The sequence below is a fragment of the Paralcaligenes sp. KSB-10 genome, assembly GCF_021266465.1.
In the GTDB taxonomy this organism is placed as follows: Bacteria; Pseudomonadota; Gammaproteobacteria; order Burkholderiales; family Burkholderiaceae_B.
This window is the reverse complement of record NZ_CP089848.1, coordinates 3,812,986-3,827,538: the sequence shown is the minus strand read 5'-3', so window position 1 is coordinate 3,827,538 and position 14,553 is coordinate 3,812,986. Positions and strand designations below refer to the sequence as shown.

General features: G+C 58.4%; 16 protein-coding genes. 12 read left to right on the top strand and 4 right to left on the bottom strand.

The features are described 5' to 3' along the window. Nucleotides 1-41: 41 nt before the first annotated feature. From dksA to hslU, 3 genes are all read left to right on the top strand, one after another. Nucleotides 42-485 (top strand): RNA polymerase-binding protein DksA, encoded by a 444-nt coding sequence (gene dksA, locus LSG25_RS17525; protein WP_232742167.1) that lies wholly within the window; start codon nucleotides 42-44, stop codon nucleotides 483-485. Nucleotides 486-963: 478 nt separating this feature from the next. Next, on the top strand, nucleotides 964-1,497 hold the full coding sequence (gene hslV / locus LSG25_RS17520) for an ATP-dependent protease subunit HslV (RefSeq protein WP_232742166.1): 534 nt from the start codon (nucleotides 964-966) through the stop codon (nucleotides 1,495-1,497). A gap of 19 nt (nucleotides 1,498-1,516) precedes the next feature. Next, nucleotides 1,517-2,848, top strand: a complete 1,332-nt coding sequence (hslU, locus tag LSG25_RS17515) for an ATP-dependent protease ATPase subunit HslU (RefSeq protein WP_232742165.1) — start codon at nucleotides 1,517-1,519, stop codon at nucleotides 2,846-2,848. Nucleotides 2,849-2,934: 86 nt separating this feature from the next. Here hslU and LSG25_RS17510 read toward each other — a convergent pair whose 3' ends face one another. Next, complete coding sequence (locus tag LSG25_RS17510; protein ID WP_232742164.1) at nucleotides 2,935-3,237, bottom strand: copper-binding protein; 303 nt, start codon at nucleotides 3,235-3,237, stop codon at nucleotides 2,935-2,937. A gap of 241 nt (nucleotides 3,238-3,478) precedes the next feature. On the opposite strand from LSG25_RS17510, the gene LSG25_RS17505 reads away from it, so the two are divergent. Then, nucleotides 3,479-3,973 carry a GNAT family N-acetyltransferase gene (locus tag LSG25_RS17505; protein ID WP_232744748.1) on the top strand — a complete coding sequence of 165 codons (495 nt, stop codon included), beginning with the start codon at nucleotides 3,479-3,481 and terminating at the stop codon, nucleotides 3,971-3,973. 17 nt (nucleotides 3,974-3,990) lie between these two features. Here the strand turns inward: LSG25_RS17505 and LSG25_RS17500 are convergent, their stop codons facing one another. Both LSG25_RS17500 and LSG25_RS17495 read right to left on the bottom strand, forming a co-directional pair. Beyond that, the gene (locus tag LSG25_RS17500) at nucleotides 3,991-5,004 is read right to left on the bottom strand and encodes a C45 family peptidase (protein ID WP_232742163.1); all 1,014 of its coding nucleotides are present in this window, start codon (nucleotides 5,002-5,004) and stop codon (nucleotides 3,991-3,993) included. A 30-nt stretch (nucleotides 5,005-5,034) separates the two neighbouring features. Then, nucleotides 5,035-5,907 carry a MurR/RpiR family transcriptional regulator gene (locus tag LSG25_RS17495; RefSeq protein WP_232742162.1) on the bottom strand — a complete coding sequence of 291 codons (873 nt, stop codon included), beginning with the start codon at nucleotides 5,905-5,907 and terminating at the stop codon, nucleotides 5,035-5,037. A 302-nt stretch (nucleotides 5,908-6,209) separates the two neighbouring features. On the opposite strand from LSG25_RS17495, the gene LSG25_RS17490 reads away from it, so the two are divergent. The 8 genes from LSG25_RS17490 (at nucleotide 6,210) to LSG25_RS17455 (ending at nucleotide 13,072) form a co-directional block, all read left to right on the top strand. Continuing rightward, entirely contained in the window at nucleotides 6,210-7,538 is a 1,329-nt protein-coding gene (locus tag LSG25_RS17490; protein ID WP_232742161.1) for an aspartate aminotransferase family protein, read from the top strand. 60 nt (nucleotides 7,539-7,598) lie between these two features. Then, nucleotides 7,599-8,522 carry a transporter substrate-binding domain-containing protein gene (locus LSG25_RS17485; RefSeq protein WP_232742160.1) on the top strand — a complete coding sequence of 308 codons (924 nt, stop codon included), beginning with the start codon at nucleotides 7,599-7,601 and terminating at the stop codon, nucleotides 8,520-8,522. A gap of 63 nt (nucleotides 8,523-8,585) precedes the next feature. Next, a complete protein-coding gene (locus LSG25_RS17480) occupies nucleotides 8,586-9,314 on the top strand; it encodes an amino acid ABC transporter permease (RefSeq protein WP_232742159.1) in 729 nt (242 codons plus the stop codon). Nucleotides 9,315-9,320: 6 nt separating this feature from the next. Beyond that, complete coding sequence (locus LSG25_RS17475; RefSeq protein ID WP_232742158.1) at nucleotides 9,321-9,998, top strand: ABC transporter permease subunit; 678 nt, start codon at nucleotides 9,321-9,323, stop codon at nucleotides 9,996-9,998. Nucleotides 9,999-10,065: 67 nt separating this feature from the next. Then, complete coding sequence (locus tag LSG25_RS17470) at nucleotides 10,066-10,590, top strand: carboxymuconolactone decarboxylase family protein (RefSeq protein WP_232742157.1); 525 nt, start codon at nucleotides 10,066-10,068, stop codon at nucleotides 10,588-10,590. A gap of 312 nt (nucleotides 10,591-10,902) precedes the next feature. Then, nucleotides 10,903-11,646 carry a transporter substrate-binding domain-containing protein gene (locus tag LSG25_RS17465; protein WP_232742156.1) on the top strand — a complete coding sequence of 248 codons (744 nt, stop codon included), beginning with the start codon at nucleotides 10,903-10,905 and terminating at the stop codon, nucleotides 11,644-11,646. Beyond that, nucleotides 11,643-12,311 (top strand): amino acid ABC transporter permease, encoded by a 669-nt coding sequence (locus tag LSG25_RS17460; protein ID WP_232742155.1) that lies wholly within the window; start codon nucleotides 11,643-11,645, stop codon nucleotides 12,309-12,311. The genes LSG25_RS17465 and LSG25_RS17460 overlap by 4 nt, the downstream gene beginning before the upstream one ends. Continuing rightward, a complete protein-coding gene (locus LSG25_RS17455) occupies nucleotides 12,308-13,072 on the top strand; it encodes an amino acid ABC transporter ATP-binding protein (RefSeq protein ID WP_305072052.1) in 765 nt (254 codons plus the stop codon). The genes LSG25_RS17460 and LSG25_RS17455 overlap by 4 nt, the downstream gene beginning before the upstream one ends. 418 nt (nucleotides 13,073-13,490) lie before the next feature. Here the strand turns inward: LSG25_RS17455 and LSG25_RS17450 are convergent, their stop codons facing one another. Next, complete coding sequence (locus LSG25_RS17450; protein WP_232742154.1) at nucleotides 13,491-14,552, bottom strand: glycosyltransferase family 4 protein; 1,062 nt, start codon at nucleotides 14,550-14,552, stop codon at nucleotides 13,491-13,493. Nucleotide 14,553 lies beyond the last annotated feature (1 nt).

Here is a 14,553-nt window from a genome sequence, read left to right as displayed (position 1 = left end):
GGGTTACGAGAGCCAACATCACATATAAAAAGGGGTACACCATGGTAAGCAAATCTGCAGCCACCGCCGTTCAGAATCACCTGCTGACAGAAAAAGAACTGTTGGCCATGCCTGAATCGGACTACATGAACGAAGCCCAGTTGGCGTTCTTCAAAGACCGCTTGCGGCAACTGGAACAAGACATCATCAGTAATGCGGGTACCACTACCGAAAACCTGCGTGAGACGCAATTCGTGCCCGATCCGGCCGATCGCGCCACGATCGAGGAAGAGCACGCGCTTGAGCTGCGCACCCGCGACCGGGAACGCAAGCTGCTCAAGAAGGTGCAACAATCGATCACGCGAATCGATTCGGGCGAATACGGCTGGTGCGAAGAAACCGGCGAGCCGATCGGGCTGGCCCGCCTGCTGGCCCGTCCCACCGCCACGCTGTCGCTCGAAGCCCAGGAACGGCGCGAAATGCGCCAAAAGCTCTACGGAGATTGATTCCGGGCGGGTTCGCATCGCTGGGGCTGATCCAGCCGGTTCGGTCCGGGGTAGTTGCGAGCTGAATATTGCTGTGTAGAACTTGCAGCGCAGGGTGGGTTTCTAAAACCGCGACCTCGGATGGAGCAGTTCCCCCCAGCTCGATGACCCACTCGCTTGCGCGCGCTGCCCCATCCTCCCCGCTCGGCCATAGACGAACGGTTATGGGCTCCTAGAGCACAAAAGGTCAGATTATCGTTCTACGCCCTGTGCCAGCTTCAATAAGAGCAAAGAGTGTGGGCGATCCCCCGGAGGTGAGTGTAGGAACCGGAGGGGGATGCTCAGCCTGGGCCGCGAATTTAGAACCCGTCCCGTCACCGGCCTCGGCCCCGTCATTACAAACCCCGCACTCGCGCAAAGCAGCGTATCGGGAAGGATCCCACCTCCCCTTGAATTTTGGGCTTTTACCCCCATCTGCTAGGTTCAAAGGAAGAAATCCATGGAACAATTTCACGCCACAACCATCATCAGCGTTCGCCGCGGCAATCAAGTGGCCTTGGGCGGCGACGGCCAGGTGACCTTGGGCAACATCGTCATCAAGGCCACCGCGCGCAAAATCCGCCGCTTGTATCACGACAAGGTGCTGGCAGGTTTCGCCGGCGCGACCGCCGACGCATTCACCCTGCAGGAACGCTTCGAAGCCAAGCTCGAAAAACACCAAGGCCACCTGATGCGAGCCGCCGTCGAACTGACTCGCGACTGGCGCACCGATCGCGCGCTGCGCCGCCTCGAAGCCATGCTGATCGTGGCCGACAGCGAACATACCCTGGTGCTGACCGGCAACGGCGATGTGCTCGAACCCGAACACGGCATGGCAGCCATTGGTTCGGGCGGCGCCTACGCGCAATCGGCCGCCCTCGCCCTGCTCCACAACACCGACATGGCGCCAGCCGATATCGTCAAGAAATCGCTCGAAATCGCCGGCGATTTGTGTATTTACACAAATCAAAACCACATCGTCGAAACCCTTTAAACGCCGAACACCTGTCACCATGTCAGCTACCACCATGACTCCCGGGGAAATCGTCTCCGAACTCGATAAAAACATCGTCGGGCAAAACCGCGCCAAGCGTTCCGTTGCCGTTGCCCTGCGCAACCGCTGGCGGCGCCAGCAAGTGCCCGAACCTTTGCGCACCGAAATTCTGCCCAAGAACATCCTGATGATCGGGCCCACCGGTGTGGGCAAAACCGAAATCGCGCGCCGCCTGGCCAAGCTCGCCAACGCGCCATTCATCAAGATCGAAGCCACCAAATTCACCGAAGTCGGTTACGTGGGCCGCGACGTCGATACAATTATCCGGGACCTGGTTGAAATCTCGATCAAGCAGACGCGCGACATTGAAATGCGCCGCGTACGCAGCCTGGCCGAAGACGCCGCCGAGGATCGCATACTCGATGTGCTGGTCTCGCCGCCGCGCAACGCCCACGGCGAACCTGAACGCGAAGACAATGCTGCGCGGCAGACGTTTCGCAAGCGGCTGCGCGAACACAAAATCGACGATATGGAAATCGAGATTGAAGTGGCTCAAATGGCGCCGCAAATGGAAATCATGGCGCCTCCCGGCATGGAAGAAATGACCGAGCAGCTCAAAGGCATGTTTGCAGGCATGGGGCGCGACAAAAAGAAATCACGCAAAATGCCCATCAAAGAGGCCTTCAAGCTATTGACCGAAGAAGAAGCTTCGCGACGCATCAACGAAGAAGATCTGCGCACGGTTGCCGTCACGAATGCCGAACAGAACGGCATTGTCTTTCTTGATGAAATCGACAAAATCGCTTCGCGCCAGGAGCACGCGGGCGGGGATGTGTCGCGCCAAGGCGTGCAGCGCGATCTGCTGCCTTTGGTCGAAGGCACCACCGTCAACACCAAATACGGCGTAGTGCGCACCGACCACATTCTGTTCATCGCTTCGGGCGCTTTTCACTTGTCGCGCCCGTCGGACCTGATACCGGAACTGCAAGGCCGTTTTCCGATCCGGGTCGAGCTCGATTCTTTATCGGCGGAAGACTTCGTGCGCATACTGTGCGACACGGACGCCTCGCTGACCAAGCAATACAGCGCGCTGATGGCCACCGAAGACGTTACGCTTACGTTCACTGACGAAGGCGTAAAAAGATTGGCCGAACTGGCCTTCGATGTCAACGAACGCACCGAGAACATTGGTGCCCGACGCCTGTATACCGTCATGGAAAAGCTGCTCGAAGACTTGTCGTTCGACGCCACCGCAAGCAGCGGCCGCAATGTCACCATCGATGCCGCTTACGTGAACGACAAGCTGGAAGAAGCCGCGAACAGCCAGGACCTGGCACGGTATGTGCTGTAGCCGATCAGTTGGATGCCTGGGTCGCCGCCCATTGCGCCGCGACGATCCAGGCACGGCGGAGGCGGGGATGATTTTTGCGGTGCCGCTTACTTCTTGATTTTCGTCACCACATATTTGCCATTGTCGCGCTTGGCGGTAAAGCTGACCTTGTCCCCCGCCTGTATGCCCTTGAGCAAGGCGGGATCGATCTGATACACCAGCGTCATGGCCGGTAATTGCAGATCGGCGATCGCACCATGCTTGATTGTGATTTTCCCTTCGGCGGCGTCGACGCGGCGCACCTCGCCCGAAGCACTGGCCTCCTGGGCGATTGCGGTCACGGAATAAGCCGAAGTCAGAACCAAACCGGCAGCGATTGCCTGCTGCCATCCACGATTCGATAAAGACATACTTTAAACTCCTTGTTGTATAAGCCATGGACGGACACAAGAGCCGCCCCTGCTATGACTCGCGCGCCGGAAAACGGTTCCCTGCCGACTCGACGAACGGAAGATCGCGCCCTTCCAATACAATAACAAAACAAGCCTCAACCCAAGCATAGCGCCAAACAAAGGAACAGGTGTGAAAGACGTAAACAGCGGTTACCAGCCTCAGGCGCCGGCCAGCTACACGCCGGCCAAGCACGGATCAATGCAGGAGCATTACCATCTGCGGCCCGCCCGCGAACAGGACATCCCTCACATACACGCGCTGATGCTCGAAATGGCCACATTCGAGAAACTGACTGAAATATTCAAAGCGAACGAAGGCAGCCTGCGCAACAGTCTTTTCGGCCGGCATCCCGCGGCGAACTGTCTGGTCATCCATGCCGAAGCCGAGCCGGACCGGCCGGTCGCCTACGTTATGTGGTTTCACAATTACTCCAGTTTTCTCGACAAACGCGGTCTCTATCTCGAAGATATTTACGTTCAACCGGCGCATCGGGGAAAAGGCCTGGGCAGCATGGCTTTAAGGCACCTTGCTCGGCTTGCCATCGAACTGGATTGCGGCCGCTTCGAATGGACGGTGTTGGACTGGAACCAGAATGCCATCGATTTCTACAAACGCCATGGCGCCGAAATCCTGCCCGACTGGCGGATCGTCAGGGTCACGGGAGACGCCCTGGGCCGCCTGGCCAAACAGTAGATACCGAGATTGATCCCTTAGCGGATCCGGGCATCGATCAACTGGAAACGCGCCGGCTCTCCGGGACGTTCATAAACCTGCCAGCGCACCGCATCGGCCCCGACGTGCATATCGGCAGTGGCCATGGTGTTTTCACCGTCGCTGTCATCGAGCGCGTTGCGATAAACAGGAAAGTCCGCGTTGCGCTGATCCGCCAGGATCGCCAGAGGATCCTGTGCCGTGTCCAGCATTGCATCGCCCGACTGCTGGCGACACAGCGACGACTTCGTAATAATCTGCGGAAAATCACGCATCGAAGCATGTATTGCATGATTGGCGTGCAAAGAGGGAATCTGCACAGGCTGGCTGGAAACACCCATCGTGCTGAACTCCACGCTTAGCAAATCCGGCTGCCCGCGCTGCGCCAGACTTAAATGGAAGCCTCCCGCCCGAGGGATGGTGCGCAACAAACTCAGCGCCGCAGGCACACTGCCCTGATCCAGCACCGCCCGTGTCAACACCATGCGCGGTACGCCCACGGCCACCTGGCGCCAGCGCAGATTATTCACCGTCATGACCAGGCCGGTTTCCGTTACCGCAAAAGTATGTCCGGGAATAGAAGCCGGATACACAAAAGACGCAAAATGCGAGCCCTGGTCGATTGCGATTTCGGCAATAGCGCAATGCCCCGCAAACGCCGGATCGCCGTCTTCATTATGAGTAATGCGCGGGCCGCACGCCAAAGGTACTTGCACCGTAGTACAGCCATCGGGAGCCATGGCCCAGACATCGCCGCGGCAATTCCACAACACCACTTCTTCGAGCGGCAGCTCAAGCCCCGCGGCCAATCCGTCGAGCTCATTCCAGATCGAAGGAAAATGTTCTCGCACCATCGCCGACATGGCGCGCGCCTGCAGCGTGCCTTTCCATGCCATTACACTTTGCCAGGCATGGGACGAAACCAGATGGGCGTGTGCCGCTTCGGCGCCGAACTTCCCCAGCGACTGGCCCACGTCATAAGGAGAACCCGACAGCTGAATCAAGGACAACATAAAAAAAAACCCGCTTGTAACCTGTAAATATTATAAATAGGCACCGGTCTGATGCAATTGTGTTTCGGCCAGCTCGATCTCGCTGACCGCCTGTTTGCCGCTTTTGACCATCAACTGTTCGATCAGCACCTCGATCAGCGCCTGCGCGGCCGCCACAGAGGGGAAGAACGATGGTGTTTCGGTTGAAAACAACAACACTCCATCAGCCTCGTGGGCCATGGGAGCAAGTACGCTATCGCATATCGCAAGCACCTTGCAACCCGCTTTGTGCGCCGCCTGCGCCACCTGCAACGCCTCTTGCGAATACGGCGCGAAACTTATCACTACGACCGCGTCCGCCGCATCCAGCGCACGGACTTCCATTTCCAGCGTGCCGGCATCGCCGCGCAACATAAGCACCGAGGGACGGAACAAGCGGTACAAATAATGGAATGCAAAGGCCGGCGCAAAACAGGATCTGAAGCCCGCCACATGCACTCGACGAGCCTTGAGCAACAAGTCGACGGCCCCCGGCAGCCGCTCGCCGTTCAATTCATCGAGCAAGGCCAGATTGCGCGCTTGCGAAGCCAAAGTCTTGCCCACCATCGTGCGCGGATTCTTGGACCGGACCACTTTCCTGGCCTGCATCGTATAAAGCTTGGGCGTTTGCCGAAAAGACTGCACAAACACCTCTTTCAAGGGTTCCCAGCCCTCGAATCCCAGATGCTGCGCCAAGCGCACCAGCGTAGCCGGCTGCACCCCCGCCTGCCCGGCAATCTTGCGCATGGAGGCGATAGGCACTTCGGCGGGAAAATCGATCAGATACTTCGCGCCCACCTGAAATTGCTGCGTCATGCGCGGGAATTCCCGCTGCACCAATGCAACCAGTTCGTCGAGATGTTGCGGTGGATTATTCTCGTTCATAAGATATGTAAAAAAACAACGGTTGGCGAAAAAACCCGGAATATCGAGCCATGGCTGTCGTCTCCATGGCAAAACCAGCCCACGCGAAAGCGGGTGCAATGAGCATGCCACGAATCGCCTGAACAGGTGCAAGCGATAGCGCTATTAGAGTCGAGCGCATAAAAATGCCGCCGTCAAAATCGTAACAACCTGCACCCGTCACTGAGCAGGCCGCATATGCCGAGGGATTAATCGTATTGATTTATTTGTTTCTTTATATATTATATAAGAAACAATTGTTGAATTCATCTTTAGAGCAAATCATGACGCACGTTTTCCACCGAAATCCCAAACAACAACTCGATTTTGCCGTTCGGGGCCAAGGTATAGAACTATTCGATCAGCACAACAGAAGCTACATCGACGCCTCCGGCGGCGCCGCGGTATCGTGCCTCGGCCACGGCCACCCCGCCGTCATCAAGGCCATCAAACAGCAGCTGGACCAGCTTGCCTACGCCCATTCCTCATTTTTCACTACGCGGCCCGCCGAAGAGCTGGCCGATTTCCTGCAACAGCACTCGCCCGGCGATCTGAACCATGTTTACTTTGTATCCGGCGGATCGGAAGCCGTAGAAGCTTCCCTCAAGCTCGCCCGGCAGTATTTTGTGGAAATCGGGCAGCCTGCGCGCAAACACTTCATCGCACGGCGGCAGAGCTATCACGGCAACACCCTGGGCGCCCTGGCCATTGGCGGCAACGCCTGGCGCCGCGAACCGTTCTTGCCACTGCTGGTTCCCGCCCATCACGTTTCGCCGTGCTACGCCTACCGCGACCAGCTCGCGACGGAAACCGAAGAGCAGTACGCCGCGCGCCTGGCCGATGAGCTGGAACAAAAAATACTTGAACTCGGCCCTGAAAACGTGGCGGCCTTTGTGGCGGAAACCGTGGTGGGCGCCACCGCCGGCGCCCTGCCTCCGGTCAAGACGTATCTGCAGCGCATCCGGCAAGTCTGCGACCACCATGGCCTCCTGCTGATTCTCGACGAAGTCATGTCCGGCATGGGCCGCACCGGCCACCTGTTTGCCTGCGCCGAAGACCAGGTCGTGCCCGACATCATCGCTATTGCCAAAGGCCTGGGCGCAGGCTATCAGCCCATAGGCGCCATGGTCGCCAGCGACCGGATCTACGACGCAATCGTCGCCGGCAGCGGCTTTTTCCAACACGGCCACACCTATATGGGTCACGCCACCGCCTGCGCCGCGGCATTGGCGGTTCAACGGGCCATACAGGCCGACAATCTCCTGGCCAACGTACAGGCACGCGGTACTCAGCTGCGCGCCGAACTGCACGACGCGCTCGATGCCCACCCCAATGTGGGCGATATACGCGGTCGCGGACTCTTCACGGGAATAGAGTTCGTGCAAGACAAAAACACCAAGGCCCCGATCGACCCGAAACAGAAACTCCATGCCCTGCTAAAAACCCAGGCCATGGCCAACGGCCTGCTGATGTATCCGTCCGGCGGCACCATCGACGGCAAACAAGGCGATCACGTATTGCTTGCCCCTCCCTTTATTTGCACCGGCGCCGACATCAGTGAAATCGTAAATCGCCTCACCCAGACGATAAAAGAAGTCTTACCGCAGAAATAAAGCCGTGCAACACGGCAACAAATCCAAAGAATTTACTTTCCGTAAAACAGGAGACAAACCATGAACGCAGCAAAATCATCCTTCAAGGCGGCATTGCTGGGCACAGCGCTAGGCCTGCTCTCCGTTGCGGCCTGCGCCCAGGCCGCGATAGATGTCAGCAAAAGCCCCACACTCAGCAAGATCAAAAGCAATAACATTCTGGTCATCGGCCACCGAACTTCGTCGATCCCCTTTTCCTATTATGACGAGAACCAGAAACCCATCGGTTTCGCGCAAGACATTTGCAACAAGATCATCGCCAAGATCAAGACCGATGTGGGCAAGCCGGACCTGCCGGTGCGCCTCATGCCGCTGACGCCCCAGAACCGCCTTACGCTGGTCCAGAACGGCACGGTCGATCTGGCCTGCGGCGTGGCAACCAACCTGAAGTCGCGCCAGGAACAGGTTCAGTTCGCCGATACCTATTTCGTCGCCGGAACCCGTCTGCTCGTCAACAAGAAAAGCGGCATCAAGGATTTCAAGGACATCCATGGCAAGTCGGTGGTGACGCTGGCTGGCACCACGTCCGAAAAGATTCTGCGCAAAATGAATGACGACGACAACGCCAACATGACCATACAGAGCGCCAAGGAATACGCCGAGGCCTTTCTCATACTGCAGTCGGGACGCGTGTCGGCCTTCATGATGGACGATGTGTTGCTGTCGGGCGCGCGCACGCTGGCCAAGAACCCCAACGACTGGGAAGTCGTGGGCACATCGCAGTCCGTCGAGCCCTACGCCTTCTTCATGAAGAAAGGCGATCCGGTCTTCAAGGAAGAAGTCGACGGCGTGATAACCGGCATGATGAAAGACGGCGAAATGGCCAAGCTGTACGACAAATGGTTCATGAACCCGGTGCCTCCGAAGGGCGTGAACTTCAATATGCCCATGAGCGATCTGGTCAAGAAAGCCTATGCCGAACCCAACGACAAAGCCGTAAACTAAACAGACGACATCCTGTCACCGGTGCCGGGCGGGTCCGGCACCGTACCGTATTGCGAGCGCACTATGTCATATCACTGGGATTGGGGTGTATTCCTGCAACACGCCTCCAAGAACCAAACTTTTCTCGACTGGATGCTATCGGGGTTCGAAGTAACCCTGGCGCTGGGCCTGTCGGCATGGCTTATTGCGCTGGCGCTGGGAACCCTGCTGGGCGTGATGCGCACTCTGCCCAGCCGCAGCTTGCGCGCAATCGGCGCTGCTTATGTCGAACTGTTTCGCAACGTGCCGTTGCTGGTGCAGTTTTTCATCTGGTACTTCGCCATTCCCGAAATCATGCCGTACGGGGTCGATTTCAAGCACTTGCCCCCTTTTACCCAGCAATTCATCGCCGCCGTCGTATGCCTGGGCGTATTCACGGCGGCACGCGTCTGCGAGCAGGTCCGGTCCGGCATCAATTCGCTGCCCCGCGGCCAGAAATACGCCGGGCTGGCCATGGGCCTGACCATGATGCAAACCTACCGCTACATACTGCTGCCCGTATCGTTTCGCATTGTCCTTCCTCCCATTACCTCCGAATTCCTGAATATCTTCAAGAACTCGGCGATCGCCTCAACCATAGGGCTCATGGAACTGGCCGCGCAAGGCCGTCAACTGGTCGATTACACCGCGCACTCATACGAATCGTTCACCGCCGTCACACTGCTGTATGCCGTCATCAGCGTATGCGTGATGGCCGTCATGTGGATGGTGGAAAGAGCGTGCCGCGTCCCTGGCATGTCGTTAAGGAAATAAACCTCGATGATTTTCGGACTCGATTTCACCTGGCTGAATCCAAACGCGTTCAACCTGCTTGGCCGCGGAATGCTGGTGTCGCTGCAGATCACCTTCGTTGCCATGGCGGCGGGCATTGTCTGGGGCACGCTGGTTGCGCTGATGCGGCTGTCCTCCTACCGAATACTGAACGTTGCGGCCGCCACTTACGTTACCGTGTTTCGCCTGGTGCCCCTGGTAATGGTGCTGCTGTGGTTCTTCCTGATCGTTCCAGACCTGTTCCAGTCGCTGCTGGGCATATCGGCCGCAACCGATATGCGCATGGTGTCGGCGCTGGTGGCCTTTGCCCTGTATGAGGCCGCCTATTATTCGGAAATAATCCGCGCCGGCATTCAAAGCGTCTCGGGCAGGCAGCAACACGCCGCCTACGCCCTGGGCATGACCTACGGGCAGTCGATGCGGCTCGTCGTCCTGCCTCAGGCCTTTCGCAACATGGTGCCGCTGCTGCTCACCCAAGGTATCATCCTGTTCCAGGATACTTCGCTGGTGTACGTGATAGCACTGGCCGATTTTTTCGGACAAACCTACGGAATCGGCGAACGCAATGGCGACGTGGTAGAGGCCCTGTTCTTCGCCGGACTGGTCTATTTCATTATTTGCTATACGGTATCCCTGGGTGTACGGCGCATACACGGCAGGGGCTGACCGGGCCGGCGCGGACCCAACGCAATCAATTCTTCTTACCCTATATATTCCCATCGAAAGGACAGACATGGCCCGCCTTCCCTATGCCGACCTCACAAGCCCGGCAGCCGCCCCACTGGTAGATCAAATCGTTGCCGAACGCGGCAGTGTCCTGCATCTGTATCAAATGCTGCTGCACAGCCCCGACATAGCACGAGGCTGGCTCAATCACCTGACAGGTATCCGGCTGCGCAATTCGATCCCGGGCCAACTGCGCGAAATGATCATCATGCGCGTGGCGCTGCTCAACGGCGCGCCCTACGAAGCCGATCAGCACGCGCCCATCGCGTTGAAAGAAGGCATGAGCCAGGCCCAGCTCGACGCCCTGAACGACTGGGAAAGCTCGACGCTGTTCAGCGAGCGCGAACGCGCGGTGCTGGCCTACACCGATGCCATGACCCGCCATGTGCAAGTGCCCAAGGAAGTCTTCGGCGCGGTCCAGCCCCATTTCGACGCCAAGCAGCTTGTGGAGCTCACCGCCACCATCGCCACCTACAACATGGTCTCGCGCTTCCTGGAAGCGCTGGATATTCATTCCGACGACAAACGATAGGCGCGTCGATGGCGGGCGACCGCAAAAAAGGTCGCCCCTTGCCAGCACATTCTCAAGATCCCCCGCGTCCCTCAATATCCTGGCGTCCAGCCTAGGGGTTTATCCCATTTACATCATTCTTTCAGGCATGAGGCTCTTCTTTTCCAGGAAATCTGGCTAAGCTTATGCTTTGCCGGCCGATTATTTAAATAACAGCGCCCAAGCGCGGACCAGTAGAAAAGGAATTGCCTTGCCATGCATATCCACAAGGCGGTAAAACTCTTTATTCGTTTCTTGCACATTATTGATTTGTTCTTTGCCCAAGGAGCCACCATGACATCCCGCAAAACCCTGCTTGCCGCATTCCTGACCTTGACGCTCGGCTGTTTTGCGGCCGTCAGCCAAGCCGCCTCCGATACCATCCGCATCGTCACCGACCCCACCTTTCCACCCATGGAATTCACCAAAGACGGCCATCGAACCGGCTTCGACATCGAGATTACCGAAGCCCTGGCCAAAGAAATGGGCAAGAAAATCGAATGGACCGACATTGACTTCAAGGGCTTGATCCCGGCGATTGTGTCGGGCCGTGCCGATGCCGCCCAGTCGGCCATCTACATTACCGACGCGCGTAAAAAGGTGGTCGATTTCACCGACCCCTATTACGCCGGCGGCCTGGTCGTTCTAACGAAAAAAGACGGCCCGATCAAAACCCTCAAAGACCTGGACGGCAAAAAAGTTTCGGTGCAGGTCGGCACCAAATCAGTGAAATACCTGCAAGACAACTACCCCAAGGTAACGCGCGTCGAGGTCGAGAAAAATGAAGAAATGTTTAACCTGGTCAATGTCGGACGCGCCGATGCCGCCGTCACCGGCAAGCCCGCGGCCAAGCTCTATGCGCAGCACAACCCCGCCCTGACGGTTCTACCCGAGCAAATCACCACCGAGGAATACGGCATCGCCGTCAGCAAAGACCAGCCCGAGCTTACCAAAAGCTTCAACGAAGCCTTGAAACGCATCAAGGCCAACGGCACCTACAAGAAAATCGTCGACAAGTGGTTCGAGGCCGCTCAATGAACTTCGACTTCACCCCGGTCCTGACCGACTGGGTATCGCTGCTGCATGGCGCCACCGTCACCGTCGAGGTCACGGTATGCGCCCTGCTGCTGTCCTGCGTGCTGGGGCTGCTCATCGGCATAGGCCATTTGAATCCGCAACGCAAGGTGCTGTACGGCGTGTGCAGCGTTTATCTGTCCTGCTTTCGCGGCACCCCCTTGCTGGTCCAGCTCTTCATCTGGTTTTTCGGTTTGCCGCGCTTCGGTATACTGCTGCCGGCCTTCGCTTGCGGGATGCTGGGACTGGGCATGTATTCCGCTTCGTATGTGTCCGAAGTCGTGCGCGGTGCGATCCAATCGGTCGACCGCGGGCAAATGGAAGCCGCGCGGTCCCTGGGCATGTCGTCGACCCAGGCCATGATGAAAATCATCCTGCCCCAAGCCTTCGTGCGCATGATTCCCCCCTTGGGCAACGAATTTATTGCGCTTATCAAGAACTCGGCACTGGTATCGCTGGTCACCATCCACGACCTGATGCACGAAGGGCAAAAGATCATCAGCGTTTCCTATCGATCACTGGAAACCTACCTGGTCATCGCCCTGGTTTACTGGGTCATGACCTCCGTCACCACCCTGGCGCTGCGCCGTATCGAACTCCACCTCAAAGCCGGAGGAATGGTGCAATGACCACGCCCGCCATGATTAAAATCAGCCAGTTGCATAAATCCTTCGGCAGCAACCTGGTACTGAAAGGCATAGACCTCGAGGTCGACCTGTCTCAGGTCGTGGTGGTCATCGGCCCCAGCGGCTCGGGAAAAAGCACCCTGCTGCGTTGCTGCAACGGCCTGGAAATCGCCCAGCAAGGCACCATCGATATCTGCGGCCAGCGCCTCACCAACAACGGCACCATGCTGGCCGAGAAAGACCTCAATCGCCTGCGCACCCAAGTCGGCATGGTATTCCAGTCGTTCAACCTGTTCCCGCATTTAAGCGTATTGCACAATGTCAGCATCGGGCCCAAGACGCTGCGCGGCATGAGCGCCGCGCAAAGCGAACAGCTGGGCGAAGCGCTGCTGGCCAAGGTCGGCCTGGCGGAAAAATCATCGGCCATGCCGGCCAGTTTATCGGGCGGGCAAAAACAGCGCGTGGCCATTGCCCGCGCCCTGGCCATGGAGCCCAAGGTCATGCTGTTCGACGAGCCCACCTCGGCGCTCGACCCCGAACTGGTGGGCGAAGTGCTGCAGGTAATGAAGCTGCTGGCCAAAGAAGGCATGACCATGATGGTCGTCACTCATGAAATGGCCTTCGCCAAAGAAGTTGCCGACACCGTAGTCGTCATGGACGGCGGACGCGTCATCGAAGCCGGCGTGCCCGACGTGATCTTCAAAAACCCCAAGGAAGCCCGCACCCGCCTGTTTCTGCAAGCCATCCTGAAAGACACCGCATAGAAGCGGGCTTGGCACCTGCGCAATCCCCTCATGGTCGCGCCAGCTTGTAAGCATGCAAAAGGTCCGCCCGTAACCATAAAAAACGCAGGTTAACGACGATACAAAAAACCTAAACGCAAGCGGGGGTGGCGGCCCAGGCGGGGTGGGCGAGCTTGAGTCCGCCGCGGCCGCAGCCTGGATCGGGATTCAAGGGAGCGGTTGTTTGAGCGGGGCGCTTGCGAACAGCCGGGGGCTGTTCGCTCCCGCGAGTTCCGCGACCGCCCGATCCAGGCTGCGGCCGCGGGCAGTCCTGGCGCAGCCAGGACCGGACGAGGCGAGCTCCACCCTGCCTGGGCCGCCACCCCCGCGCCTTAAGAACACAAATAGCCGCGACAAGACAGTCCCCCCTATAGGCGGCCACAAAGCCCCCCCACGAGACCTACGACCGCGTACCCAGCAAGCGACTGTATTCGGCAAGATAGCGTTGCGCCATGCGCGCGGAATCATGCTCCAGCATGACATAAACCTGCGCCTTATCGATAAGGCTCTTGCGCAATGCCGCGTCGTCCAGCACACGGGCCATGGCGGCGGACAGCGCCCGATAATCGCCTACTTCGCACAACAGGCCGCGTCCGCCGGCCAGACTTTCCTTCAAGCCGCCGGCATTGGTCGACACCACCGGCACCGCATACAAAAACGCATCCAGCACGCTGGTACCCAAGGCCTCCTGCCGCGAACTCAGCACAAACAGACTCATGATGCGATACAAGTCTTCGACACGCTCCTGGAAACCAGCGAACAGATAGTGCTTTTCCAGACCCAGCTCCTTCACCAGGCTGCGAGCGGCCTGTTCGGCGTCGCCGCCGGCACCCAAATGCACAAATACAAAATCGTCGCGCCGCGAACGCAAATCATGCACGGCGCGAATCAGCGTGCAAGGGTCCTTTTCACGAGTCAGGGCGGCCGCGGTAGCCAGCACACGCTTGCCCTTCAGGCCATACTGGGCGGAGAACGCCTGGACATGGGCCAGATCGAGCGTTCTGGCCATAACGGCGCTGGGGATCACGACAACATCCAGGCCAAGGCGGCGCGGCTCGGCCGCCGCCGCCGCGCTGATCGCAACCAGCCTATCGGCGCGACGCCATTTCCAGGCGGTCTTGCGAGCCCGCTTGCCCAGGTCGAAGGCAGTCCGCCGGGTAAAGACTATGGGCCGGCGCAGCCACAGCTTGAACACCGCCAGCCACGTAATGGTATTGGCCGTTTGCGCATGCAGGATGTCGAAGCGTCGGCCGCGGCTCAGCAAAAACCAGCACAGGCCCCATACATTGGCATAAGCATGCACGGCAAAGCCATCGGCCCGCGCATGGCGCGCCAGCTCGCCATTCAGGCGTGCAAGCAGCGCAACCTCGTGCCCGGCACTGCGGAATTCCTGCATGCACAGCAGAGTCTGCCTCTCGCCACCGCGCCAGCCCCGCTCGAAATTTAGTTGCAGGATACGCATA

Bases quoted from the DNA above. Each gene is read 5' to 3' on its own strand.
- dksA (WP_232742167.1), top strand. From the start codon at position 42: ATGGTAAGCAAATCTGCAGCCACCGCCGTTCAGAATCACCTGCTGACA.
- hslV (WP_232742166.1), top strand. From the start codon at position 964: ATGGAACAATTTCACGCCACAACCATCATCAGCGTTCGCCGCGGCAAT.
- hslU (WP_232742165.1), top strand. From the start codon at position 1,517: ATGTCAGCTACCACCATGACTCCCGGGGAAATCGTCTCCGAACTCGAT.
- LSG25_RS17510 (WP_232742164.1), bottom strand. From the start codon at position 3,237: ATGTCTTTATCGAATCGTGGATGGCAGCAGGCAATCGCTGCCGGTTTG.
- LSG25_RS17505 (WP_232744748.1), top strand. From the start codon at position 3,479: ATGCAGGAGCATTACCATCTGCGGCCCGCCCGCGAACAGGACATCCCT.
- LSG25_RS17500 (WP_232742163.1), bottom strand. From the start codon at position 5,004: ATGTTGTCCTTGATTCAGCTGTCGGGTTCTCCTTATGACGTGGGCCAG.
- LSG25_RS17495 (WP_232742162.1), bottom strand. From the start codon at position 5,907: ATGAACGAGAATAATCCACCGCAACATCTCGACGAACTGGTTGCATTG.
- LSG25_RS17490 (WP_232742161.1), top strand. From the start codon at position 6,210: ATGACGCACGTTTTCCACCGAAATCCCAAACAACAACTCGATTTTGCC.
- LSG25_RS17485 (WP_232742160.1), top strand. From the start codon at position 7,599: ATGAACGCAGCAAAATCATCCTTCAAGGCGGCATTGCTGGGCACAGCG.
- LSG25_RS17480 (WP_232742159.1), top strand. From the start codon at position 8,586: ATGTCATATCACTGGGATTGGGGTGTATTCCTGCAACACGCCTCCAAG.
- LSG25_RS17475 (WP_232742158.1), top strand. From the start codon at position 9,321: ATGATTTTCGGACTCGATTTCACCTGGCTGAATCCAAACGCGTTCAAC.
- LSG25_RS17470 (WP_232742157.1), top strand. From the start codon at position 10,066: ATGGCCCGCCTTCCCTATGCCGACCTCACAAGCCCGGCAGCCGCCCCA.
- LSG25_RS17465 (WP_232742156.1), top strand. From the start codon at position 10,903: ATGACATCCCGCAAAACCCTGCTTGCCGCATTCCTGACCTTGACGCTC.
- LSG25_RS17460 (WP_232742155.1), top strand. From the start codon at position 11,643: ATGAACTTCGACTTCACCCCGGTCCTGACCGACTGGGTATCGCTGCTG.
- LSG25_RS17455 (WP_305072052.1), top strand. From the start codon at position 12,308: ATGACCACGCCCGCCATGATTAAAATCAGCCAGTTGCATAAATCCTTC.
- LSG25_RS17450 (WP_232742154.1), bottom strand. From the start codon at position 14,552: ATGCGTATCCTGCAACTAAATTTCGAGCGGGGCTGGCGCGGTGGCGAG.